Source organism: Brachybacterium phenoliresistens (assembly GCF_039530785.1).
Classification (GTDB): Bacteria; Actinomycetota; Actinomycetes; order Actinomycetales; family Dermabacteraceae; genus Brachybacterium; species Brachybacterium phenoliresistens.
Genome location: NZ_BAAAOW010000002.1, coordinates 108,258 through 132,850, shown reverse-complemented (window position 1 = coordinate 132,850; position 24,593 = coordinate 108,258). Strand labels below are relative to the sequence as shown.

The window sequence follows — 24,593 nt, the reverse complement described above, 5'->3', positions numbered from 1 at the left end:
CCCGGCAGTCTTCCACCGCCCCGGCGCGGGGGCAAAGCGGTCCGCATCCCGGTAGCGTTCAGCCATGACCTCTGTGCGACGCGCTCCTTCGACGCGACTGGCCGTGATCGGCGCCGACGATCCGCTGGGCGAGGCGGTGGTCCGCGAGGCGCTGGTGCGCGGCATCGCCGTGACGGCCACCGCCCCGGATCCCTCGCGGGTGGCCCGGGTGACCGCGGACCTCGCGATCCGCCCCGCCCGGGAGCGCTCGGAGGAGGACCTGCGGGAGGCGGTCTCCGGGGCCGATGCGGTCGTGCTCGGCATCGGCACCCGCCTGTCCTCGCCGCCGACGATGATCCGGACCGACACGGCCGTCGCGCTGGTGCGGGCGATGCGCGCCCTGGGCCTGCCGCGCCTGGTCGCCGCCTCCCACGTGGACCTGGCCGGCCCCGCCCGGGCGCCGCGGGCGGTGCGCACCGCCCTCGCTCCCCTGCGCACGGCCCTGCACCAGGGCTCGATGGCGGACATGCGCCGGATGGAGCACCTGCTGGACTCCAGCGGCCTGGCCACCACGGTGCTGCGCGCCGGCCGCCTCACCGACCTGCTCGGCTCCAAGGCCTACCGCCTCGTCGCGCCCGAGGAGGCGGTCGCCGCCCCGCTGCCGCTCGAGGACCTCGCCCGGGCGCTGGTCGACCAGGCCCTCGAGGCCTCCTCGGCCCGGCCGGTCTACGCCGTCGTGCCCGCCCGCCCGGACTGAGAGGCGCGGGGCCCGGCCCCTCTGCGCGAGCCCGGCAGGCGTTACGCTGGAGGGATGCCTCATGACTCCCGCGTGCCGCGCCTGCCCGAGCACCAGATCGCCGGTCTCACCGGCGTGGAGGCGGCGCAGAGCGGGCGGATCCACCTGCGCGAGGGCGACGTCCACGACCTCACCTGGGACCTCGCCTCCGGCGTGCTGTCCGGGTCGGTGAGCTCGGGCCCCCGGCCCGGCGACGCCGCGCACGTGCAGGTCCAGCTCGAGCTGCTCTCCCCCGAGGATCCCGCCGACCGCGGCCCCGAGGGCGAGCTGTGGATCCCCGTGGCCTCCCGCTGCGACTGCAGCTCCGGCACCTCCTGCGAGCACGCCGCCGCCGTGCTGTACGCCGTCTCGCGGATCCGCGCCGGCGGCGAGCTGGCCGAGGCGACCGTCGGCCGCCCCGCCTGGCGCGAGCTGCTGGACCCCCTGATGGTCGAGACCCCGCAGGACGCCCCGCGCCTCCCGCTGGCGATCGGCGTGGAGCTGCAGGCCGAGCCGCTCCAGCGCACCCACTACGCCTGGGGCAACGAGCCGGCCACCCCCGGGCACATCCACGCCGGACGCCCCCTGCACCTGGGCATCCGGCCGCTGCGCGCCGGGAAGCGCGGGAACTGGATCAAGTCCGGCCTGTCCTGGAGGACCTTCGAGTTCCGCGGCATGAACCAGGAGTACGTCTCCGCGCACGCCGACGCCCTCACCCAGCTGTTCACCGTCGCCGAGTCCGAGCGCAGCTACACCCGCGGACCGGTCGAGCACCTGTGGCTGGAGACGATCCGCACCCCGCTGATCTGGGAGTTCCTCTCCGCCGCCCGGGATGCGGGCGTCGAGCTGATCCCCCAGGGGAACCTCGGCTCGGTCGAGCTCGCCGGCCAGGCGCGGGTCTCCTTGGACCTCGAGGCCGTCGGCGAGGCGGCCGGCGACGAGCCCGGGGCCGAGGACGGCACCGACCTCGAGCTGCGCGTGGCCGTGAGCATCGACGGCACGCGCGCCCTGCTGCCCCGTCCCATCGGCGAGAGCGCCGTGATGGACGTGCGCCTGCCGCGCGGCCCGCGCTCCGGTCGCAGCCCGAACGAGCGGATCGACCTGGTGCTCGCCCCCGCCGAGATCCCGCTGCCCAAGCAGATCCGCTCGCTGCTGGACCGCGGCGCCCCGCTGCTGGTCCCCCGGGCCGACGCCCCCGAGTTCTTCCGCGAGGCCTACCCCCGCCTGCGCCGGCACATCACCGTCACCAGCACCGACGCCTCGGTCCCTCTGCCCTCGATCCCCCCGCCCTCCCTGCACCTGGACGCCGTCTACTCCCCCGACGACACCGTCGAGCTGCACTGGTCCTGGCGCTACCACGACCCCGAGCGCACCGTCGCGGTGGACCGCCGCAGCGGCGGGCACCGCGACCTCGACCACGAGGACGCGGTGCTGGCCGAGGTCCGCACCTCCTGGCCCACCGCCGCGCATGATCCCCTCGAGGTCCTCCACGGCGTGGACACGGCCCTGTTCACCGAGCAGGTCCTGGACGCGCTGCGCTCCCTGCGCCATGTGCAGGTCGAGGTGAGCGGGCAGCGCCACCGCTACCGCGAGCTGCTGGACGCCCCGCAGGTGCGGGTCACCCAGCAGGAGAGCGCCGGCAAGCACGACTGGTTCGACCTCGCCTTCGAGGTGACCATCGAGGGACGCACCATCCCCTTCCCGGAGCTGTTCCGGGCCCTCGCCGAGGGCCGCTCGAAGCTGCTGCTGCCGGACCGCACCTACTTCTCCCTCGAGCACGAGAGCCTCGACGGGCTGCGCCGGCTGATCGCCGAGGGCGAGGCCCTGGCCGAATGGGAGCCGGACCACCAGCGCATCTCCCGGGTGCACCTGGACTTCTGGGAGGACATCGCCGCCCTCGCCGACGAGGCCCGCGAGGCCGCGTCCTTCACCCGCGGCGTCGGCGCGCTGCGCTCCCTGCAGGACGTCCCGGCCCCGCAGCCGCCCGAGAGCTTCCGGGCGCAGCTGCGGCCCTACCAGCTCGACGGGCTGACCTGGCTGCACTTCCTGCACGGCCAGGGCCTGGGCGGGATCCTGGCCGACGACATGGGCCTGGGCAAGACCCTGCAGACCCTCGCCCTCATCGCCACCGTCCGCGCCGAGCAGGACGCCGCCGGGCCCGGGCCGCGCCATCCCTTCCTGGTCGTCGCCCCCAGCTCGGTGCTCGGCGTGTGGGAGGCGGAGGCCGCCCGCTTCGCCCCCGACCTGGACCTGCGCGTGGTGGACCGCACCTCCCGGGCGCGCGGGCGCGTGCTGCGCGGAGCCGTCGAGGACGCGGACATCGTGGTGACGAGCTACACCCTGCTGCGCATCGACAGCGAGGAGTTCATCGCCCAGGAGTGGGACGGCGTCATCCTCGACGAGGCGCAGTTCGTGAAGAACCGGGCGACCGCGGCGCACCGCACCGCCCGGAAGCTGCGCGCCCCCTTCCGCCTGGCGGTCACGGGCACGCCGCTGGAGAACTCCCTCACCGACCTGTGGTCGCTGCTCGCGCTCACCGTCCCGGGACTGTTCCCCTCCGCCTCGCGCTTCACCCGCGAGTTCGTCCGGCCGATCGAGTCCGGGGAGGACCCGGCGCGGATGGCGCGGCTGCGCCGACGGATCCGCCCCTTCGTGCTGCGCCGCACCAAGGAGCTGGTGGCATCGGACCTTCCGGCCAAGCAGGAGCAGGTCGCCCGGATCCCGCTGGAGCCGGAGCACCGCGAGCTGTACGACTCGGTGCTCCAGCGCGAGCGCAAGAAGGTGCTGGGGCTGATCGACGACATGGACCGCAACCGGTTCATCGTCTTCCGGTCCCTCACCCTGCTGCGGATGCTGGCGCTGGATCCGCGGATCGTCGAGGGCGAGTGGGGCGAGGTGCCCTCCTCGAAGATGAACGCCCTGATGGGCAAGCTCGACGAGGTCCTCGCCGAGGGGCACCGGGTGCTGATCTTCAGCCAGTTCACCTCGTTCCTGCGCCGCGTCGGCGACGAGCTGCTCTCCCGGGACGTGCCCTTCTCCTACCTCGACGGCTCGACCCGGAACCGCGCGCAGGTGATCGACGGCTTCCGCGGAGGGGACGACCCGGTCTTCCTCATCTCGCTCAAGGCCGGCGGGTTCGGCCTCACCCTCACCGAGGCGGACTACGTCTTCCTGCTGGATCCGTGGTGGAACCCGGCCGCCGAGGCCCAGGCCATCGACCGCACCCACCGCATCGGCCAGACCAGCAACGTGATGGTCTACCGCCTGGTCGCGGAGGGGACGATCGAGGAGAAGGTGCTCGCGCTGCAGGAGAAGAAGGCGGCCCTGTTCGACGCCCTCACCGACGGCGGCGACGCCTTCAGCAAGCACCTCACCGCGACCGACATCCGCGATCTCTTCGGCGCGGAGGATCCTGCGGCCGAGGCGACGCCCGAGGACCAGGACGCCCCGGAGAGCTCCTGACCGCGCCCTGCGGCGCGGACCGTCAGGCGACGGGGGCGTCCACGGGGCCGGCGCCGTAGGCGGTGGCCGTCGCGAGCTCGCCCCGACGGGCGATCTCCTCGTCGGTGCCCGCGGCCACGGAGGCCGCGGCCCAGCGGATCGACCAGGCGCGGACGAAGCGCGAGCCGTCGGGCCCGGCCAGCCACAGCGGCCCCGGCTGCGGGACCTCGTCCTGGCAGCTCCGGGCCCAGCCGCCGGTGTAGGAGGCCAGGCCCAGCAGGGCGATCTCCCAGCCGAGGGCCGAGGCGCCGGGGCCGTACTGCTCGAAGATCTCGCGGGGCAGCTCGCTGGTGTGGACGAGGGACAGCTCGGTGGTGCCGTCGTCCTCCGGGTCCAGGCGGATCAGCAGGCCGTCGACGTTCGTCCCGTACTCCCAGGTGAGGGAGAGCTTGTGCGGCGCGGCCACCTCGAGGATGCTGCCTCCGGCGCCGCCGGCGGCGGCGTAGCGGCCGCCCTCGCGCAGGTCCCCGGTGACGGGCCCGTACCAGCGCGAGAGCTCCGCGGGATCCGTCAGGCGCGGCCAGAGCTGCGCCGGGGCCTCGGCGAGGTTGCTGGTGAGCTCCGTGCGGAGGTGGACCGTCTCGCCGTCGGCCTCGATGTCGACGCTGCGGCGCACCGCGTCCATCGCCGGGATGGACCCGTCCATCGTCATCCGTTCTCCTCGATCCCAGGAACCGTCGGGGTCACAGGCACAGTACTGGCCGCCTGCGCACGGTGTCACCCCGGTCCTGCCCCGGGGCGGGCGGGATCACGGCACGGTGACCATCCCCCGGGTCCCGGCGCGTTCGCGGACCGGCCCGTAGCATGGGCCCGTGAGCGATTCCGGATCCCCCCGCCCCACGTCCCGGACCCCGGCTCTGCCCGAGTCCCCGCCCGCCGCCCCGCCCTCGCCCCAGCCCGCGTCGTTCCCGGTGCACCTCTTCGACCTCGACGGCGTGATCACGCCGACCGCCATCGTGCACATGCGCGCGTGGACGGCGATGTTCAGCGCCTTCCTCGCCTCGCGCGGCGTGCAGGAGCCGTACACCGACGCGGACTACTTCGCCTACGTCGACGGCAAGCCCCGCTACGACGGGGTCGCCTCCTTCCTCGGCTCCCGCGGCATCGAGCTGCCCTACGGGGAGCCGGGCGATCCGGCCGACCAGGAGCCCGGCGAGGAGACCGTCTGCGGCCTGGGGAACCGGAAGAACGACGAGGTCATGACGATGATCCGGGAGGACGGCGTGGACCCCTACCCGGGCACGGTCGCCTTCCTCGACTCCCTGCCCGCCGGCGCGCGGCTCGGCGTGGTCTCCAGCTCCCGCAACGCGGAGGAGGTGCTCGCCGGCGCCGGGCTGCGCGACCGCTTCGAGGTGGTGGTGGACGGGAACGTCGCCGCCGCCGAGGGGCTCCCCGGCAAGCCCGCCCCCGACACCTTCGTCCATGCCGCACGGCTGCTGGACGCCGAGCCCGCGCAGGCGGTGGTCTACGAGGACGCCGTCGCCGGGGTCAGCGCCGGGGCGGCCGGAGCGTTCGGCCTCGTGATCGGCGTGGACCGCGGCGTGGGGCATGAGACATTGGCAGGGGCCGGGGCGAGCCTCGTCGTCTCCGACCTCGACGAGCTCCTGGCCCCGGGCCGGAGCGCGAGCCCCGACCCGGACCCGAGCACGGACACGACCTCGCACGACCCGGAGGACCAGGCATGACCCGACTGCGCAACATCCCGTTGGACCCGGTGGATCGCCAGCACCTGCCCGTGGACGAGTGGCGGCTGGTCGAGTCCCGCCCCGGCGCGGACCTGGGGCTGCTCGAGACGCTGTTCGCCACGGCGAACGGCTTCATGGGCATGCGCGGCACGCCGCCGGAGGGCCGCGACGCCCAGGACCACGGCACCTTCCTCAACGGCTTCCACGAGACCTGGCGCATCCAGCACGCCGAGAACGCCTACGGCCTCGCCGAGACCGGGCAGACCATCATCAACGTCCCCGACTCGACGGTGATGAAGCTGTACGTGGACGACGAGCCGCTGCTGCTGTCGATCGCCGACCTCGAGGAGTACGGCCGCACCCTCGACTTCCGCGACGGGGTGCAGCGCCGCGAGCTGATCTGGCGCACCCCCGCCGGCAAGCGGGTGCGGGTGATCAGCTCCCGCATGGTCTCCTTCACGGACCGCCACCTGGCGCTGATGACGCTCAGCGTCGAGATGCTCTCCGGCTCCGCGCCGGTGGTGATCAGCTCCCAGATCATCAACCGCCAGGATGCCAAGGACGACTTCGGCCACGGCGTCGGCCCGGACACCAACAAGGACGATCCGCGGCGCACCACCGCCTTCGCGCACCGCGTGCTGCGGCCGCTGCAGAACTGGCACAGCGAGCGCCGCATGCTGCTGGGCTACCGGGTCGCGACCTCGGGCATGACCCTCGCCGTCGGCGCCGACCACGCCGTCTCCAGCGACGTGCACGTCGAGCAGCTCATCAGCACCGACGACGACCTGGGCCGCCACGTCTCCCGCGCGCATCTCGAGCCCGGGCAGACCCTGACGGTGACCAAGTCCGTCTCCTACCACTCCTCCCGCTCGGTGCCGCATCGCGAGCTGTTCGACCGCTGCCGCCGCACCCTGGACCGGGTCCGGGACCTGGGCTTCGCCCACTTCGAGCAGGAGCAGCGCCAGTACCTCGAGGACTTCTGGGAGCGCAGCGACGTCGAGCTGCCGGGCCTCCCGGCGGAGCAGCAGGCGACCCGCTGGTGCCTGTTCCAGCTGGCGCAGGCCGCGGCCCGGTCGGACCAGTGGGGCATCCCCGCCAAGGGCCTGACCGGCTCCGGCTACGAGGGGCACTACTTCTGGGACACCGAGGTGTACGTCCTGCCGTTCCTCACGTTCACCTCGCCGGCCTGGGCGCGCAACGCCCTGCGCTTCCGGGTGAACCTGCTGCCCAAGGCCCGCGAGCGCGCCCGGGAGATGAACCAGCGCGGGGCGCTGTTCCCGTGGCGGACCATCAACGGCGACGAGGCCTCGGCGTACTACGCGGCGGGCACGGCGCAGTACCACATCGACGCGGACGTCGCCCATGCCTTCGCGACCTACCGCGACATCGCCGGCGACCAGCAGTTCTTCGACCGCGACGGCGTCGAGGTGATGGTCGAGACCGCGCGCCTGTGGGCGGACCTCGGCTTCTGGCGGGTGCACGGGGAGGGCGAGCGGCACTTCCACATCCACGCGGTGACCGGCCCCGACGAGTACACGACCGTCGTGAACAACAACCTGTACACGAACGTCATGGCCCGCTACAACCTGCGCCGCGCCGCCCAGGCGGTGCGCGACCTCGCCGCCCGCGACCGCGCCGCCTACGAACGGCTCGTGGCCGATCTCGAGCTCACCCCGGACGAGCCGGAGGAGTGGGAGGACTGCGCCCAGGGGATGCTCATCCCCAAGGACGACGCGCTGGGCATCCACCTGCAGGAGGACCGCTTCCTCGAGCGGGAGGTCTGGGACCTCGCCCGCACGCCCGACGAGGCCTTCCCCCTGCTGCTGCACTTCCACCCGCTGGTGATCTACCGCTTCCAGGTGCTCAAGCAGGCCGATGTGGTGCTGGCCCTGTTCCTGCGCAGCTCGGACTTCACCCCCGAGGAGAAGCTCGCCGACTTCCGCTACTACGATCCGCTGACCACCGGGGACTCCTCGCTGTCGGCCGTGGTGCAGTCGATCATCGCGGCGGAGGTGGGCCACCAGGGCATCGCGCTGGACTACTTCCGCTCGGGCCTGTTCGTGGACCTCGCGGACCTGCACCACAACACCTCCGACGGCGTGCACATCGCCTCCGCCGGCGGGGTGTGGGCGAGCCTGGTGCACGGCTTCGGCGGCATGCGCTACGAGGAGGGCGAGATCAGCTTCGACCCGCGGCTGCCGCGGCAGTGGCCGGAGCTGGTGTTCCCGCTGACGGTGCGCGGCTCCCGCTTCCGCGTGCGGATCGTGCGCGAGGCGATCACCCTCGTCCTGGAGACGGGCCCGGAGCTCGAGGTCTCCGTGCGCGGGCAGCGGGTGCGGATCACCGCCGAGGGCGTCACCGTGCCGCTGGCCGATCAGGGCCCGCTGCTCGACGACGCCGTGCTCGGCGCCCCGCAGGGCGTGGGCGACGAGCGGGCCGACGGCTCCATCATCACCTCGTCGATCCCGCAGATCCCCGACGCCCCGTGGGAGTTCCCCGTCGCCGATCCCTCCTCGGAGTCCGCTCCCGCACCGGCTCCCGGCTCCTGAGGCCGGCGCCGCGCACCGCCCCGACCCCGACGCTCCCCGACCATGAACCCTGTCCGCCGTCGCCGTCCTCCGCCGGAGGTCGAGATCGCGCATCCGCGCCTGAGCGTCCTGCACGTGCTCAACCGCGTCCGGATCCGACTGATCGACATCCAGGTGTGGGACGTCGCCGGCACCATGACCTTCTACCTGCTGCTGTCGGTGTTCCCGGCGGCGGTGGCGATGGTCTCCATGGTGTCCCTGCTGGGCATCGAGGAGCGGACCGTGCAGACCTTCTCCGGTCTGGTCACGGAGATCTTCCCGGCGGTGGACCCGGGCCCTTACGCGTCCGCGATCCTCGCGGCCGCCGGGACGCGCGGCGGCGTCCTGGGCCTGGCGCTGGGCACGCTGGGGGCGCTCGTCTCCGCCTCCAACGGGGTGGCGGCGTTCCATCGGGCGATGCACCGGGTCTACGACACCCGCGAGGGCCGTCCCTTCCTGTGGTTCCGCACCATCGTGCTCGGGGAGACGACGGTGATCGTCTCCATCGTGCTGCTGGCTATCTTCATGGTGATCCTCGGCGGCGAGGCCTCGCAGCGCCTGGGCGAGCTGATCGGGATCCCCCGGATCGCCTTCGAGGCGTGGAACCTCGTGAAATGGCCGATCCTCCTGGCGATCCTCATCATCGGCGTCTCGCTCGCCTACTTCCTCTTCCCCAACGTGCGCCTCCCCCGCTACCGGGTGATGACGCTGGGATCGGTCGTGTCGGTGCTGGTGCTGTTCGGCTCCGCGCTGGCCGTCGGGCGCCTCGCGAGCTACGCGACGCGCTTCTCGGAGCTGATCACGACGCTGAACGGCCTGATCGGCCTGCTGCTCCTGCTGTGGCTGGCGAACATCGTGATCGTGGCCGGGGCGGCGCTGGACGCGGAGTTCCTGCGTGCCCGGCAGATCGCCCTGGGCCTGCCGGCGTGGAACCACATCGACCTCACCCCGCAGTCGACGCACTCGCTGGACTTCCTGGCCTCCGATGCGGAGCGCACCGAGGAGATCAGCCGGGTGGTGGCCGAGGCGGCGCGCACCGGACGGCCGGTCCGTCACCGGCGGTCCGTGATGATCGTCGACGCCCGCAATCCCCTGGCCGTCAACCCCTCCCGCCGCTCCGTCGGCTCCCCCGGCCCCGACACCCCGCCCCCGTCCGACGAAGGAGCTGCTCCGTGAGCATCCGCCCCATCACGATGATCGGCCACCGTGCCCTCGAGCAGCGCACCCGGAAGGTGCGCGAGGTGACCCCGGAGCTGCGCACCCTGGTCGCCGACATGTTCGAGACCAACGACGCGGCCGATGGGGCGGGCCTGGCCGCACCGCAGGTCGGTTCCCGCTGGCGCCTGTTCGTCTACTCGTGCCCCGACGCCGCGGGGGTGCTGCGCCGCGGCGTCGTCATCAACCCCCGCCTGGAGCGCTTCGGCGGACTCGAGCTCGACGAGGAGACTCTCGAGGGATGCCTCTCCGTGCCCGGGGAGGGCTTCCCGACCGCCCGGTTCCGGGGCGCCCGGGTGCGGGGCACCGACCTCGAGGGCGCCGAGGTCCTCGTCGAGGACGACGGGGGCGTGCTCGCCCGGGCCCTGCAGCACGAGGTCGACCATCTCGACGGCATGCTGTACATCGACCGGCTCTCCCCGGCCCTGCGCCGCGAGGCCCTCGACGCGGTGACCGCCCGCGGCTGGCGCGCCGAGGGGCTGCTGAGCTGGGATCCCGGGGCGACCACGCAGGAGGAGGTGTGAGCCGGGCCGGCGCGGGCTCGCGGCCAGGGAGCGCGTCTATCCTGTGGGGGTGATTCCCCCCTGCCTCTCCCGTCGTCATGCCCTCGGCCTGCTCTCCGTCTCCGCGGCCGGGGTCGGCACCCTCGCCGCCTGCGGCCCGGAGGACCAGGGCTTCGGCACCGCCGCGCCCCTGCCCGCCGAGGACGGCGCGATCGCCCTCGAGGACCTCCCCGAGAACGCCACCACCCTGGTGAACTTCGGCGGCCAGCGGCCCTTCGTCGCGATCGTCCGCGGCACCGGCGATGAGCTCACCGCGTTCAGCGGCTACTGCACCCACCACGGGTGCGCCGTGCAGCTCGCCGAGACCGAGCTGGACTGCCCCTGCCACGGCTCGCGGTTCGACGCCGCCACCGGCGACGTGCTCAGCGGACCGGCCACCGAGAACCTCCCCGACGTCGAGATCGTCGTCGAGGACGGGGTCGTCCGCCGTGCCTGAGCCGAGCGACGCCTCCCGGCCGCAGCGCGAGATCGTCTCCTTCGTGCGCCGCGGGTCCCGGCTCAGCCGCAGCCGGCAGGACGCCTGGGACCGCCTGGCCCGCCGCTACGTGCTGGACCTCCCGCGCGGCGAGCGCGACACGGTCCCGGACCCTGCCGCCCGCATCGACCCTGCCGCCGTCTTCGGCCGCACCGCCCCGCTGGTCGTGGAGATCGGCAGCGGCCAGGGCGAGAACATCGCCGCCGCCGCGGCGGCCCACCCCGAGCGCGACTACCTCGCCTTCGAGGTGTACATCCCCGGCATCGCCCAGACGCTGGACCGCATCGAGCGGGCTGGCAGCCCCGACAACGTGCGCCTGGTCCCGCTGGATGCCCTGCACTCGCTGGCGATCCTCCTGCCCGAGCGGTCGATCCACGAGCTGTGGATCTACTTCCCCGATCCCTGGCACAAGTCCCGCCACCACAAGCGCCGCCTGGTGAACCCGCCGCTGCTGGAGGTCGTGCTGCCGCTCCTGGCCCCCGGCGGGGTGCTGCGCCTGGCCACGGACTGGGCGGAGTACGCCGGGCACATGCGGTCCGTGCTGGACGCCGAGCCGCGCCTGCAGAATCTTCACAACGACTCCCCACGCCCCGCGGGCACGACGACGGACCAGGTCCCGGAGGATCTTCCCGAGCTCGGCTGGGCGCCGCGGTACGAGGGACGGGTGCTGACCAGCTTCGAGCGGAAGGCCGGCGATGCCGGCCGACTAGTATGGGATATTGCGTTCCGGGGGGCCGCAGCGTCCGTGGCCCCCTCCCCGGATGAGAGTGAACACCCATGACGACTTCCGACTCCATCGATCTGCCCGGCGAGATCGACCCCGACGAGCCGCCGCGCCGGCGACGGGGATTCAAGATCGCCCTCGTCGGGCTGATCGTCCTCGCCGCCATCGTCGCGGCCGCCGGCGTGATCGCGGCGAAGTACATGTTCGACCTGCGCGATGCCTACGAGAAGCGCACGGTCGTGCAGGTGACCCGCGGCCCCTCCGACGGCGATCGTCCGGAGGACACCGAGGGCCAGAACTTCCTGCTGCTGGGGTCGGACAAGCGCAGCGAGGAGGAGGCGGCGGCCTCCGGCATCACGGGGCAGCGCTCCGACGTGATGATGCTGGTGCACGTCCCCGCCGACCGCTCGGGGGTGTACTTCATGTCCTTCCCCCGCGACCTGTACATCGACATCCCCGGGCACGGCAAGGGACGCATCAACGCGGCCCTGGCCTACGGCGGGATCCCGCTCGCGGTGACGACGGTGGAGAACTACACGGGCGTGCCGATCGACCATGTGGCGCTGATCGACTTCGACGGCGTCCAGGGCCTGGTGGACACGCTGGGCGGCGTCGACGTCGAGGTCCCGCAGGACTTCGAGATCGACGGCCACCAGTTCACCGAGGGCACCCAGCACGTCAACGGCGAGGAGGCGCTCGCCTTCGTGCGGGCCCGCAAGAACTTCGTCGACGGCGACTTCCAGCGCAACCGGAACCAGCAGGCGCTGCTGCGCGGGATCGCCAAGGAGCTCCTCAGCAGCAACACGCTCTCGAGCCCGGGCAGGATCACCGAGGCGGTCGAGTCCATCTCGCCCTATCTCACCACCGACGATGCGCTCACCCCGAACGCGATCGTCGACCTCGGGCTGTCCCTGCGGGACCTGCGCACATCCGACCTCCACTTCCTGGCGGTCCCCCACGGGGAGCCGTTCATGACCAGCGGAGGCGCCAGTGTCGTCGCGACGGACGAGGACGGAATGGACGTCCTGCGCGAGGCCCTGAAGAATGACTCCATGGGCACGTACTTCGCGGAGAACGCCGGGAAGTACTGATCGGCCCGGCCGAGAACCGCATCCCACCCAGGAGGATCCTCGTGGCAAACCCCCTCGTGAAGATCGCCGTCACCGGCGCCGGAATCGCCGCCGGAGTGATCGGCAACAAGCTCATCACCCGCGGCTGGGATGCCGCGTTCGGCGAGGACGCACCCACCGCCAAGGCCCTCAAGGCCAGCGCCAAGGCGACGAAGGCGGCCCGCAAGGAGGCGAAGAAGGCGGGGCTCTCCAAGGCCGAGATCCTCGACATCCGCGACCCGCAGCAGGACCAGCCCGTGTGGAAGGGCCTGCTGTGGATCCTCATCTCGGGCGTGGCCATCAAGGCCCTGCAGGAGCTCGCCAAGAAGGGCGCCCGCTCCGGCGCCGAGCGCCTCACCTCCCGGCGCCCCCGCGCGAACCGCGGCTGACCGCCCCGCGCAGGGGCCCCGCCCACCGGCGCCCTCGGGCAGGTCGGTCCCGCGCAGCGGGACCCGCACCGCATGCGACGAGCCGCGGCACAGATCACTGTGCCGCGGCTCGTCGCATGTCCCCGTCCTCGTGCGGCTCCCGCACCCGCGGCGCCCGGCGCCGAGGGCCCGGGCGCCGCGGATCAGACCTCAGGGACGTCTCAGACCTCCGGGACGTCCGTGACGGGGCTGTGGGCGTCGATCGCCTCGCCGGTCACCAGGAACGCCACACGGCGCACCAGGGAGACCGCGTGGTCGCCCAGGCGCTCGTAGTAGCGCCCCAGCAGGATCAGGTCCATGACCTGCTCGGTGCCGAGATCGTCCGCGCGGGTCACCGCGCGGTACAGCTCCGACTGGATCGCGTCGATGTCGGAGTCGCGGCGCTCGACCAGGCCGGCGAGGGCGAGGTCGCGCTCCTGGATGACGGTGGCGGCGTCGACGACTCCCTGGACGACGAGCTCGGCCATGGTGGCCAGCGCCTCGCGATGCTGCTCGGGGACCACGAGGTCCGGGTAGCGGCGGCGCGCGGAGAGCGCGACGTGCTCGGCGAGATCGCCCATGCGCTCGAGCGAGGAGCTCATGCGCAGCGCGGCGACCAGCAGACGCAGATCGGTCGCGACCGGCGACTGGCGGGCCAGCATCTCGACGATCTTCTCGTCGAGGTCGATCTGGCGCTGGTCGATGGTCATGTCGGCAGCGATGACGCGCTCCGCCAGCGCGAGATCGCCGGTGGCGAGCGCCGTGGACGCGTCTCGGATGGCGTTCTCGACGAGCGATGCCATGTGCACCAGGTCCTCGACCACATGTCGCAGATCGCTCTGGTAAGCCTCGCGCATTGCTGTCTCTCGCTTCCTCGGTATGGATGGATCGTCGACGATCCTTCCAACCGATCGTGAATGGATGTGGGAGTCCGGGTGAACTCCTGGGGTCCAGTGTCCCCTGAACACGCGAAGATTGCATGAGCGCCCTGCGGGACGGCCTAGAGTTGGACGGTGCCCACCACCGCCCTGCTCCTGCTCGCGGGGGCGATCGGCCTGGTCATCGGGTGCGCTGCAACACTCGCCCTGCACCGCTTCGACCAGCGCGCCGCGCCCTCCGCCGCCGCTGTCCCGCCGCCCGTCGTCCCCGAGGCCGCGGCCGAGGTCCTCGCGATCCTCTCGCAGGCCTATGTGGTCCTCGACTCCGCCGGCGACGTGCTGCGCGCCTCCCCGCTCGCGTACTCCTACGGCATCGTCCGCGCCCAGGGCAACGAGTACCCGCGTCTGGCGAGCCAGGAGCTCATGGAGATGGCCGGGGACGTGGCCCGCAACGGCGGCTACCGCGACCGGCGCATGACCCTGCGCCGCACCAGCAACGAGGAGTCCGATGCGGTCATCGACGTGCGGATGGGCGTCCTCGGCTCCCGCGGCGTGCTGCTCCTGGCCGATGACCTCTCGCGCGCCGTGCGGGTCGAGGAGACGCGGCGCGACTTCGTCGCGAACGTCTCCCACGAGCTGAAGACCCCGGTCGGGGCGATCACCCTGCTGGCCGAGACCATGCAGGACGCCGCCGAGGACCCGGACGCCGTGCGCCGCTTCGCCGACCGCATGCAGACGGAGTCCCGTCGGCTCTCGCACCTGGTGCAGGAGATCATCGAGCTCTCCCGCGTCCAGGGAGCCTCCGCCCTGCCCGATGCCGAGCCGGTCGAGATCGACGACGTCGTCGCCGAGGCCGTCGCCCTGAACCGCAACTTCGCCCTCGGCTCGCGGGTGGAGGTGCAGGTCGGCGGGGCCACGGGCCTGCACGTCTTCGGCTCCGAGGCGATGCTGACCACGGCGCTGTCCAATCTCATCTCCAACGCGATCTCCTACTCCGATCCCGAGACCCGGGTGGGGGTCTCCGTGCGACGGGAGGAGGGATTCGTCGAGCTCGCCGTCAAGGACGAGGGCATCGGCATCTCCAAGGAGAACCTGGAGCGGGTCTTCGAGCGGTTCTTCCGCGTGGACCGCGCCCGTTCGCGGGAGACCGGCGGCTCCGGACTGGGGCTCGCGATCGTCAAGCACATCGCCACCGATCACGGCGGCGAGGTGTCCGCCTGGTCCCTCGAGGGCCAGGGCTCCACCTTCACCCTGCGCATCCCGGAGATGGGGCGCACCGATGCGATCACCGTGCGGGGCTCCGACGCCCCGCCGGCGGACGACGAGACTGCACGAGGAAGAGGTTGATCCCATGGCCCGCATCCTGATCGTCGAGGACGAGGAGTCGTTCTCCGACCCCCTGTCGTACTCGCTGCGCAAGGAGGGGTACGAGGTGGCGGTCGCCGACAACGGCACCGACGGCCTGCGCATCTTCACCGCGCACGGCGCCGACCTGGTGCTGCTGGACCTGATGCTGCCCGGCATGAGCGGGACCGATGTGTGCCGCGAGATCCGGCGCACCTCGAGCGTTCCCGTCATCATGCTCACCGCCAAGGACGACGAGTTCGACAAGGTGCTCGGCCTCGAGCTGGGCGCCGACGACTACGTCACCAAGCCGTACTCCTCGCGCGAGCTGCTGGCCCGGATCAAGGCCGTGCTGCGCCGCGGCCAGGACTCGGCGGAGTCCACCGAGGACACGGTCCTCTCGGCGGGCCGGATCACCATGGACGTGGAGCGGCACGTCGTGTCCGTGCGCGGCGAGGAGGTCCCGCTGCCGCTGAAGGAGTTCGAGCTGCTGGAGATGCTGCTGCGCAACGTCGACCGGGTCCTCACCCGCGGCCAGCTCATCGACCGCGTGTGGGGCGCCAACTACGTCGGCGACACCAAGACCCTCGACGTCCACGTCAAACGCCTGCGCGCGAAGATCGAGGAGGATCCCCGCAATCCGGTGCATCTGGTGACCGTGCGGGGACTGGGCTACAAGTTCGAGTCCGCCGCCCGCTGAGCTCGCCGGGACGACGGCGAAGGCCCCGTCCGCGCCCTGAGGGGCTGCGGGACGGGGCCTTCGTGATGCCGAGGGAGCGCCGCGGGGGCGCGTGCCGGCGGCGGGTCCTCGGGACGGCCGCGGCCCTGGACCGGCGGAGCGGGTCAGGCGTCCCCGCCGCCGTCGCTGCGCTGGTAGTGCTCGAGGGAGACGCCCGTGGTCGGCAGGGAGATCTCCTCGGTGATGCCATCGGCGGTCACGGCGAGCGTGAGGATGTCGCCGGTGGAGATGTCCTGGGAGACCGAGACCGTCTGCGCCTCGTCGGGGCCGATCTTCACGGTGCTCTGCGCGGGCACGGTGACGGAGGTGGAGAACAGCACGCCGCTCTCGCCGGATCCCTCGAGGCGCACCTGCAGCGGCTCCGTCGTCGTGTTCACGGCCGTCGCGTACAGCACGCTGCTGCCCTCGGATTCCTCCACGAGGATCGCGTTGCGCACCCCGGCGAACTCCTTGCCGTCGCGCTCGAGCGTGGCGTTGGTGCCATCGGCCGCCTGGTAGAAGTCGTGCGTCTGCACCGGGTTCATGTAGCTGCAGCCCGTCGCGGCGAGGGCGAGGCCGAGGGAGGCGACCGCCAGGGCGAGTCGACGAGGACGGCGCACGGTGTTCACGAAGTCTCCTATTCGGTACCGCTCCGGGGACGAACCGGCGACGGCCATGCTGCGTGCTTCTGGGGTGCCGCGCACAGGTCGCGCAGGCCGGGCCAGCCTATCGCACGGGCGGAGCCCCCCGCATGCCGACGCACCTCGCCCGCGCGGCCCGCAGCGCTCCCCCGCGCCGGGCCCGCCGCCTGCCCGCGACCTGCTCACCCCGTGGGCACCCGAGCGCCCGCGCGGGCAGCCGCGTAGGATAGCACACAGGGGTGGTGATAGACTATAACGGCTGAAAGGGGAGCCCTCACATGAACTTTGCCATCGGCGAGACCGTCGTCTACCCGCATCACGGTGCAGCTCTTATCGAAGAGGTGAAGACGCGCACCATCAAGGGAGAGGATCGGACATACCTCAAGCTGAAGGTGGCGCAGGGCGACCTCACCATCGAGGTGCCTGCAGAGAACGTCGACCTGGTCGGCGTGCGCGACGTGGTCGACAAGGAAGGCCTCGAGGAGGTATTCGACGTCCTCCGCCAGCCGTACACGGAAGAGCCCACCAACTGGTCGCGTCGCTACAAGGCGAACGTCGAGAAGCTGGCCTCGGGCGATATGAAGAAGGTCGCCGAGGTCGTGCGCGACCTGTGGCGTCGCGACAAGGATCGCGGCCTCTCGGCCGGCGAGAAGCGGATGCTGGCCAAGGCGCGGCAGATCCTCGTCTCGGAGCTCGCCCTCGCGGAGAAGACCGATGAGACCTCCGCGGAGTCGATCCTCGACGAGGTCCTCGCCTCCTGACGTCGTCCGGCCCTCCGGGCCGCACGCCGCCGATGCCCGCCGGGCCCGTGCTCGGCGGGCATCGGCGCGTCCGGGGGTCGTCGGGGAGGTGACGCACCGCTCCCCCGGCGGCCCGGCGTGGCGTTTCCGCCCGGTCCGTGCCACAATCAGGCGCCGACGTGTCGCAGATCACTCTGCGGCGTGCCGGCCCCGGCCGGACCGACCACCCGGCCTCCGAAGAGGACCGAGGAGTCCGATGCGCACCATCGCCGTGATCACGTCCGTCGGCTCCACGACCTCGACCCTGATCGCCGCGCGCATCCGCGACCACTTCGCGGACCAGGGGCGGGACGTGCGGGTCGACCGGTATACCGTGATGGATCTGCTCTCCACGGACGTCTCCGCCGATGTGGCGGTCTCCACCCTCGAGCTGCCCACCTCCCTGGGGATGCCCGTGGTCTCGGGGATGCCGCTGGTCCTGGAGACCTCCCCGGATCGCACCCTCGAGGAGATCGCGCATCACCTGGACCAGCTCGATCCGAGCGACCGCTGACCCGGCCCTGTCCCGGGACGAGGACCCCCTGCCGTGAAGGAACCTGCATGACCGCGCCCAGACCGCTGTCCGCCGCCGATGTCGACCGCGCCGCCGAGCGGCTGGCGGGCATCGCCGCCCGCACCCCGGTGCATCGCAGCGCACGGCTCTCGGACATCGCCGGGGTCCCCGTGTGGGTCAAGCGCGAGGACCTCCAGCCGGTGCGCTCGTACAAGCTGCGGGGCGCCTCCCTGTTCCTGTCGGCCCTGACCGAGCCCGAGCGGGCCTCCGGGGTGGTGGCCGCGAGCGCCGGCAACCACGCCCAGGGCGTCGCCACGGCCTGCGCGACCCTCGGCATCCGAGGGCGCATCTACGTCCCGCGCACCACGCCCCGCCAGAAGCGGGAGCGGATCGTGGCCCTGGGCGGCGAGCATGTCACGCTGCTGCAGGTCGGGGACACCTTCGACGATGCCGCCGAGGCCGCCGCGAAGGACGCCGAGGACACCGGCGCGATCATCGTGCCGCCGTTCGACCATCCCCTGGTGATGGCGGGCCAGGGCACGGTGGTGCGCGAGGCGATCGAGCAGATCCGCACCGAGCACGGGCACGACGTGGGCACCGTGGTGCTCCCCGTCGGCGGCGGCGGGCTGCTGGCCGGCTGCGGCACCTGGCTGGCGGAGCACGAGCCGCAGATGCGCATCGTCGGCGTCGAGCCCGCCGGGGCCCGCTCCCTGGCCCGGGCCCTCGAGGAGGGCCGGCCGGTCGCTCTGCAGGAGATGGACCGATTCGTCGACGGGGCGGCGGTGCGCCGCATCGGCGACGGTCCCTTCGAGGCGATCCGGCGGTTCGATCCGACCGTGCTCGCCGTCGAGGAGGGCGCCATCTGCACCGAGATGCTGGCGCTCTACCAGACCGACGGGATCATCGCCGAGCCGGCCGGGGCGCTGGCCGCCACCGCGGTCGCCACCGCAGCGGTGGACGGCGGCGCCGGGGAGATCCTGATCGTCCTGTCCGGCGGCAACAACGACGTCTCCCGGTACACCGAGGTGGTCGAGCGCTCCCTCGTGCACGAGGGGCTGCGCCACTACTTCCTGGTCACGTTCCCGCAGGAGCCCGGGGCGCTGCGACGCTTCCTGGACTCGGTGCTGGGGCCCGAGGACGACATCGTCCTGTTCGACTACATCAAGCGCAACAACCGCGAGGAGGGCCCCGCCCTGGTGGGCCTCGAGATCGGCAGCCGCGCGAACCTCGCGCCGCTGCTGGGGAGGATGGCGACCTCCGGCATGCAGATCGAGCGCATCGACCCGCATGACCCGATGTACCGCTACCTCACCTGAGCGGGGCCGCCGCCGGTCCCCTGCGGGACCGGCAGCGGAGGATCACGCCTCGCGGGCGTCCAGCACCTCGCGGGCCTCGACCGCCGAGCGGACGATGTCGTCCAGCCCGTGCTCGGACTTCCAGCCCAGGTGCTGGGCGATCCGGTCGCCCGAGCAGATCAGGCGCGCCGGGTCCCCGGCCCGGCGCGGGCCGATCTCCGGGGTGATGTCGATGCCCTTGGCCCGGGCGATCGCGTCGATCACCTCGAGGACGCTCGAGCCCTCCCCCGTGCCCACGTTGAACACGCGGTGCGGGCGGTCCTCGCCGCGCAGGTAGTCCAGGGCGGCGATGTGCGCATGGGCGAGGTCCAGGACGTGGACGTAGTCGCGGATGCAGGTGCCGTCGGGGGTGTCGTAGTCGTCGCCGAAGACCACCGGGGACTGCCCTGCGGCCAGGGCGTCCAGCACGATCGGCACCAGGTTCATCACCGCGGTGTCGGCGAGCTCGGGCCAGCCGGCGCCGGCGACGTTGAAGTAGCGCAGGGCGACGGTGCGCATGTCGTGGGCGCGCTCGGCATCGGCCAGCATCCACTCGCCGACGTACTTGGTGGCGCCGTAGGGGTTGATGGGCTGCGGGGCGAGGTCCTCGGTGACGAGGTCGACGTCCGGCACGCCGTACACGGCGGCGGAGGAGGAGAAGACCACGTCCCGGACCCCGGCCTGGGCGCAGGCCGCGAGCACGTTCGCGAGGCCGCCGATGTTGTCGTGCCAGTACATCTCGGGCTTGGCGACCGACTCCCCCACCTGCTTGTGGGCGGCGAAGTGGATCACCGAGTCCGCGCCGGAGCTGGTGAGGTGGAAGGCGATCTTGTCGACCGCGTCCGGGGCGGTGATGTCCTGGTGGACGAGGTCCGCGCCGGCGACGCGCTCGGCGACGCCGGTGGAGAGATCGTCGACGACCACCACCTCTTCGCCCTTCTCCAGCAGGAGCCGCACCACGTGCGACCCGATGTATCCGGCACCACCGCTCACGAGAGTCGTCATGGCCCAGAGCCTACTCGGTGCCGCCGCCGATGCGGTCAGCTCAGCTCCAGGACGAGGACAGCGGCTTGCCCTCGGCGTAGCCGCTCGCGCTCTGCAGGCCGATCACGGCGCGCTCGCGGAACTCCTCGAGGCTGCGGGCGCCCGCGTAGGTCGCCGAGGAGCGCACACCGGCGGTGATCTCGTCCAGGACGTCCTCGACGCTCCCGCCGGTCTCCGGGAGGTACATCCGGGAGGTGGAGATGCCCTCCTCGAACAGGGCCTTGCGGGCGCGGGTGAAGGCGTCCTCGGCCGCGGTGCGGGAGGAGACGGCACGCTTGGAGGCCATCCCGAAGCTCTCCTTGTACCGCCGCCCGTGCTCGTCCACGTGCAGGTCGCCGGGCGATTCGAAGGTGCCCGCGAACCAGGACCCGATCATCACGTTGGAGGCGCCGGCGGCGAGCGCGAGCGCCACGTCCCGCGGGTGGCGCACCCCGCCGTCGGCCCAGATCCGGCCCCCGAGCTCGCGGGCGGCCTGCGCGCACTCCAGCACGGCGGAGAACTGGGGCCGCCCCACCCCCGTCATCATCCGCGTCGTGCACATGGCGCCGGGGCCGACGCCGACCTTGACGATGTCGGCGCCGGCCTCGAGCAGCTCGCGGGTGCCCTCGGCGGTGACGACGTTGCCGGCCACCAGGCGCACGGCCGTGCCCTCCCGGGGCCCGATCACGCCGCGGGCGGCGCGCAGGGCCTCGAGCATGCGGTCCTGGTGCCCGTGCGCGGTGTCCAGCACGATCACGTCGGCCCCGGCGGCCACGAGCGCGCGGGTGCGGTCGGAGGCCTCGGCGTTGATGCCGACGGCCACGGCGATCCGGAGGCGGCCCTCGGCATCGAGCGCGGGCCGGTAGATGGTCGAGCGGAGCACGCCGCGGGAGGTGAGGACGCCGCGCAGGGTCCCGTCCCCCTCGAGCACGAGGGCGGCGTCATCGTGGGTGGCGGCGATGCGCGCGTGCAGCTGCGCCGGGTCGGAGCCCGCCTCCTCGGGGCTCAGCCGCAGCACATCGGTGCTCACGACCTCGCCCACGGGGGTGAAGGCGTCGCGACCGTCGAGCTGCTGCGGGGACACGGTCCCGAGCACCGCGCCGTCCTCGTCGGTGACCACGACGATTCCGTGCGGCCGCTTGGGCAGCAGGGCCCGCGCCTGGCCGATGGTCCCGCGCGCGGTGAGCGTCAGCGGGTGGTCCAGCAGGACGTCCCGGCTCTTGACGGTGCGGACGATCTCGTCCACGCGCTCGGGGTCGAGGTCCTGCGGGAGCACGGCGAGCCCTCCGCGGCGCGCCATCACCTCGGCCATGCGCCGGCCGGAGACGGCCGTCATGTTCGCCGCCACCAGCGGGATGGTGGTGCCGGTCCCGTCGTCGGAGGCGAGGTCCACGTCGAAGCGCGAGGCCACCGCCGATCGCGACGGCAGGAAGAAGCAGTCGTCATAGGTGAGGTCCGTGGTGGGCGTGTGGATCAGGCGCATGCTCCCTACGATACGGAGCCCGCACCGCAGCACGGGGCGTCGGCGGTCGCGGTTCACCGAGGGCGCAGGTCCTGCGGAGGTGCGGGGGCTAGAGTGGCCCGGTCCTCGTGTCCGCCTCGCGCGGCCCGGCGGACGGCAGGCCGCCGCGGGGCCCCTCGCGGCAGCGGCCTGCCGGCCACCGGGTACGGGATCGTCGGGGGATCTGCACGAACCGCACACAGGACGATGAGCTTCCTTTTGCCGGCCACTTCCTAGGATGTCCCCATGACGGAGCACAACTCCGGTCGCGGGCGCCGACGCGCGTCCGGCGCCCGGCAACGCAGGGCGCCGCGTCCCGCACCGGCGACACCGCCGGTCCCCCCGGACCAGACGCGCGCCGCGCGCGACGCCGCGTTCGGCACCGCCCGCCGCACGTGGATGGACCAGAAGCCGGACGCCTCGCCGTCCGAGCCTCCTCGGCCCCCCGCCGACGAGGGCCGCGCGCCGGCCCCTGCCCCGGGATCCTCTGCCCCGCAGTCGTCCGCCCCGGGATCCTCCGTCCCGGGGTCGCCGGCCGCGCCGGCGGGCCCGGAGACCGTGCCGCTGCCCCCGGTGCCCGACGAGCAGCCCGCATCCCGCGCGGATGCCGCCGGAGCCTCGTCGCGCCGCGCCTCCCAGACCGCCCCGCAGATCGTCCCCGGGCGCCCCTCCGAGGCCGCCGCCTCTCCGGCCTCCCCCTCGGCGGCTAAGCCGTCCCCCGTCGTGCCCACCGCCGGCGCCGCCGCCATGAGCACGCGCCGCGCCTTCCCCGCCGCCGCGGGCAGCGGCGCCGCGGCCCGGTCGGGTCAGGACGACGACGCTCCCACCCGCCCGACCCCGGTCGTCCCCGAGGCATCCGCGACCGCCGGGCGGCCCGAGGCCTCGGACGCGGCCGCGGACACCGCCCCGCGGCCCCGCGGTCGACGGGCCCGCGAGCTCTCGCCGGAGGAGCGCGACGCATGGGCCGTGCCTCCGCCGGACCTCGCCGCCTCCGCGAGCACGCCGGAAGCTGCCGCGCCGGCCCCCGCATCGCCCGAGCCCTCGGAGTCCGTGCCCTCCTCGCCCGTGCATGAGGGGTCCGTGCCCGCGGCCTCCGTGCCCGCGGCCTCCGCGCCCCGGGCCGCGACCGGCGAAGCCGACGACGCGCAGCCCCCGGCGCAGGGCGGGCCCGCGGTCGCCGCGGCGGCCGCTGCGGCGCCGGCACCGACGTCGGCCGCTGCGGCATCGGCCTCCGGGGCGCCGGCGACCGGTGCTGCGGCATCGGCCTCCGAGGAGCCGTCGGGCGGCCGGCTGCGCGTGCCCGCCCTGTGGACCCTGCTCTCGGCCGTCGTGCCGGGCGCCGGCCTGATCCCGACGCGGCTGCGACGGGTCGGCATCCTGCTCACGGCCGTGTTCGTCGTCGCCGCGGTCGCGCTCGGCGCCTGGCTGCTGCTGGCCGATCCCACCCGTGCCCTGCTCTCGCTCGCCACGGACCGCACCTTCGTGGTGGCGCTGATGGTGGTCTCGGGCCTGGTCGGGGTGGTCTGGGTTCTCCAGATCATCGCCACCAACCTCGCGCACACGACGCGTCAGGGGCTCACCGGCGCCAAGCGCGGCATCTCCCTCGTGCTGGCCCTGGTGATGGTCATCGCGGTCGCCCTCCCCTTCGGCCGCGGGGTCCAGTCCCTGTGGGCCGCGCAGGGCCTGCTGGGCAACCAGACCGTCTTCGGCGGGGCGACGGAGGACTCCCTGGACCAGCCCGATCCCTGGGCCGGCCGGGGCCGCGTGAACATCATGCTGCTGGGCCAGGACGCCGGCGCGGACCGCACCGGCACGCGTCCGGACACGATCATGGTCGCCTCGATCGACACGGCCACCGGCCGCACGGCCCTGTTCTCGATCCCTCGCAACCTGCAGTACGTGGAGTTCCCGGAGGGATCCGCCGCGGCGGAGGAGTTCCCCGACGGCTTCGACTACTTCGGGCGCAACGAGAACCTCATCAACGCCGTGTGGACCTGGGCGGAGGACCGCCCGGACCTCTACCCCGGGGACCCGTCCCCCGGCCTGACCGCCACCACGCAGGCCGTCTCGGAGACCCTGGGCCTGGACATCGACTACTACGCGATGGTCAACCTGCAGGGCTTCGAGGACCTCGTCGACGCGATCGGCGGTGTCAAGATGGAGGTCGAGCGCCGCATCCCCATCGGCGGCGGCACCAACCAGTCCACCGGACGCAAGTACCCCATCAGCGGCTACATCGAGCCGGGCTGGCAGGAGCTGGACGGCTACACGGCGCTGTGGTACGCCCGCTCCCGCGAGGGCTCGGACGACTTCAACCGCATGTGCCGCCAGCAGCGGATCGTCCGCGTGGTGACCGAGGAGGCCGATCCCGCGACCCTGGCCCTGTCGGTGCCGGGGCTGGTCACCGCCACCGAGCGGAACATCGAGACGAACATCCCCTCGACGCAGCTGAGCGCCTTCGTCGACCTGGGCATGCGGATCAAGAAGGCCGGGTTCACCTCGTACCCCATCACCACCGAGGTCACGAACCCCGGACGGCCGGACTACGACTACATCGAGCAGTGGGTGCAGGCGTCGATCGAGGACTCCATGTCGCAGGTCGCTCCGGAGTCGGTGCGCGGCGAGGACCCCTCCGCCGAGCCGACCGCCCCGGCGGAGCCCTCGGCCCCGGCCGGCTCCTCCACGGCGACCGCGACCCCGACCGAGGAGCCCAGCGCCGAGGAGACCACCGAGGAGCAGACCACCACGCCGGAGGACGCGGAGACCTCGCAGGAGGCCACCGAGGAGCCGGTCATCGTGGCCGATCCCCTGAAGTCCTGCATGCCCGGCCAGGCGGAGGGCACGGGCTGAGCGACGGCTCC

The 24,593-nt window shown here is 72.9% G+C and carries 21 protein-coding genes; 16 read left to right on the top strand and 5 right to left on the bottom strand.

What is annotated here, in order from left to right:
* Positions 1–64 precede the first annotated feature (64 nt).
* Together ABD234_RS04925 and ABD234_RS04920 are read left to right on the top strand one after the other, a co-directional pair.
* Positions 65–736 (top strand): NAD(P)-dependent oxidoreductase, encoded by a 672-nt coding sequence (locus ABD234_RS04925; protein WP_084148444.1) that lies wholly within the window; start codon positions 65–67, stop codon positions 734–736.
* A 54-nt stretch (positions 737–790) separates the two neighbouring features.
* Entirely contained in the window at positions 791–4,216 is a 3,426-nt protein-coding gene (locus tag ABD234_RS04920; RefSeq protein WP_344354379.1) for an SNF2-related protein, read from the top strand.
* A gap of 22 nt (positions 4,217–4,238) precedes the next feature.
* On the opposite strand, the gene ABD234_RS04915 is transcribed toward ABD234_RS04920, so the two are convergent.
* Positions 4,239–4,907: an SRPBCC domain-containing protein gene (locus ABD234_RS04915; protein WP_038372364.1), complete on the bottom strand. Its 669-nt coding sequence runs from the start codon at positions 4,905–4,907 to the stop codon at positions 4,239–4,241.
* Between the two features lie 205 nt (positions 4,908–5,112).
* On the opposite strand from ABD234_RS04915, the gene ABD234_RS04910 reads away from it, so the two are divergent.
* From ABD234_RS04910 to ABD234_RS04875, 8 genes are read left to right on the top strand one after another with little or no spacing between them, the layout of a single operon-like run.
* Entirely contained in the window at positions 5,113–5,940 is an 828-nt protein-coding gene (locus ABD234_RS04910; RefSeq protein WP_344354817.1) for an HAD-IA family hydrolase, read from the top strand.
* The gene (locus tag ABD234_RS04905) at positions 5,937–8,489 is read left to right on the top strand and encodes a glycoside hydrolase family 65 protein (protein ID WP_038372363.1); all 2,553 of its coding nucleotides are present in this window, start codon (positions 5,937–5,939) and stop codon (positions 8,487–8,489) included. Before ABD234_RS04910 ends, ABD234_RS04905 begins: the two co-directional genes overlap by 4 nt.
* Positions 8,490–8,531: 42 nt before the next feature.
* Complete coding sequence (locus ABD234_RS04900; protein WP_344354377.1) at positions 8,532–9,683, top strand: YihY/virulence factor BrkB family protein; 1,152 nt, start codon at positions 8,532–8,534, stop codon at positions 9,681–9,683.
* The gene (gene def, locus ABD234_RS04895; protein WP_344354375.1) at positions 9,680–10,246 is read left to right on the top strand and encodes a peptide deformylase; all 567 of its coding nucleotides are present in this window, start codon (positions 9,680–9,682) and stop codon (positions 10,244–10,246) included. The genes ABD234_RS04900 and def overlap by 4 nt, the downstream gene beginning before the upstream one ends.
* 49 nt (positions 10,247–10,295) lie before the next feature.
* Positions 10,296–10,721 carry a QcrA and Rieske domain-containing protein gene (locus ABD234_RS04890; RefSeq protein ID WP_344354373.1) on the top strand — a complete coding sequence of 142 codons (426 nt, stop codon included), beginning with the start codon at positions 10,296–10,298 and terminating at the stop codon, positions 10,719–10,721.
* The gene (gene trmB / locus ABD234_RS04885; RefSeq protein WP_344354372.1) at positions 10,714–11,541 is read left to right on the top strand and encodes a tRNA (guanosine(46)-N7)-methyltransferase TrmB; all 828 of its coding nucleotides are present in this window, start codon (positions 10,714–10,716) and stop codon (positions 11,539–11,541) included. The genes ABD234_RS04890 and trmB overlap by 8 nt, the downstream gene beginning before the upstream one ends.
* Positions 11,538–12,575, top strand: a complete 1,038-nt coding sequence (locus tag ABD234_RS04880) for an LCP family protein (protein ID WP_344354371.1) — start codon at positions 11,538–11,540, stop codon at positions 12,573–12,575. Before trmB ends, ABD234_RS04880 begins: the two co-directional genes overlap by 4 nt.
* 41 nt (positions 12,576–12,616) lie before the next feature.
* Positions 12,617–12,982, top strand: a complete 366-nt coding sequence (locus ABD234_RS04875; RefSeq protein WP_038372360.1) for a DUF4235 domain-containing protein — start codon at positions 12,617–12,619, stop codon at positions 12,980–12,982.
* A gap of 200 nt (positions 12,983–13,182) precedes the next feature.
* Here ABD234_RS04875 and phoU read toward each other — a convergent pair whose 3' ends face one another.
* Entirely contained in the window at positions 13,183–13,857 is a 675-nt protein-coding gene (phoU, locus tag ABD234_RS04870; protein ID WP_038372359.1) for a phosphate signaling complex protein PhoU, read from the bottom strand.
* Positions 13,858–14,013: 156 nt separating this feature from the next.
* Between phoU and ABD234_RS04865 the strand changes: the two genes are divergently transcribed.
* A complete protein-coding gene (locus ABD234_RS04865; RefSeq protein WP_038372358.1) occupies positions 14,014–15,225 on the top strand; it encodes a sensor histidine kinase in 1,212 nt (403 codons plus the stop codon).
* Between the two features lie 4 nt (positions 15,226–15,229).
* A complete protein-coding gene (locus ABD234_RS04860) occupies positions 15,230–15,922 on the top strand; it encodes a response regulator transcription factor (protein ID WP_038372357.1) in 693 nt (230 codons plus the stop codon).
* Between the two features lie 143 nt (positions 15,923–16,065).
* On the opposite strand, the gene ABD234_RS04855 is transcribed toward ABD234_RS04860, so the two are convergent.
* A complete protein-coding gene (locus ABD234_RS04855; RefSeq protein ID WP_232226309.1) occupies positions 16,066–16,569 on the bottom strand; it encodes a hypothetical protein in 504 nt (167 codons plus the stop codon).
* A gap of 290 nt (positions 16,570–16,859) precedes the next feature.
* On the opposite strand from ABD234_RS04855, the gene ABD234_RS04850 reads away from it, so the two are divergent.
* The 3 genes from ABD234_RS04850 to ilvA all read left to right on the top strand — a co-directional run bounded on the left by ABD234_RS04850 (position 16,860) and on the right by ilvA (position 19,190).
* The gene (locus ABD234_RS04850) at positions 16,860–17,342 is read left to right on the top strand and encodes a CarD family transcriptional regulator (protein WP_038372356.1); all 483 of its coding nucleotides are present in this window, start codon (positions 16,860–16,862) and stop codon (positions 17,340–17,342) included.
* Between the two features lie 235 nt (positions 17,343–17,577).
* Positions 17,578–17,874 (top strand): PTS sugar transporter subunit IIB, encoded by a 297-nt coding sequence (locus tag ABD234_RS04845; protein WP_038372355.1) that lies wholly within the window; start codon positions 17,578–17,580, stop codon positions 17,872–17,874.
* A 47-nt stretch (positions 17,875–17,921) separates the two neighbouring features.
* Positions 17,922–19,190: a threonine ammonia-lyase IlvA gene (gene ilvA / locus ABD234_RS04840; RefSeq protein ID WP_038372353.1), complete on the top strand. Its 1,269-nt coding sequence runs from the start codon at positions 17,922–17,924 to the stop codon at positions 19,188–19,190.
* 42 nt (positions 19,191–19,232) lie between these two features.
* Here ilvA and galE read toward each other — a convergent pair whose 3' ends face one another.
* Entirely contained in the window at positions 19,233–20,213 is a 981-nt protein-coding gene (gene galE / locus ABD234_RS04835; RefSeq protein WP_344354370.1) for a UDP-glucose 4-epimerase GalE, read from the bottom strand.
* Between the two features lie 40 nt (positions 20,214–20,253).
* Entirely contained in the window at positions 20,254–21,714 is a 1,461-nt protein-coding gene (locus ABD234_RS04830; protein ID WP_344354369.1) for a GuaB1 family IMP dehydrogenase-related protein, read from the bottom strand.
* A gap of 576 nt (positions 21,715–22,290) precedes the next feature.
* Here ABD234_RS04830 and ABD234_RS04825 point away from each other — a divergent pair.
* The gene (locus tag ABD234_RS04825; protein WP_344354368.1) at positions 22,291–24,582 is read left to right on the top strand and encodes an LCP family protein; all 2,292 of its coding nucleotides are present in this window, start codon (positions 22,291–22,293) and stop codon (positions 24,580–24,582) included.
* The last annotated feature ends 11 nt before the right edge of the window (positions 24,583–24,593 follow it).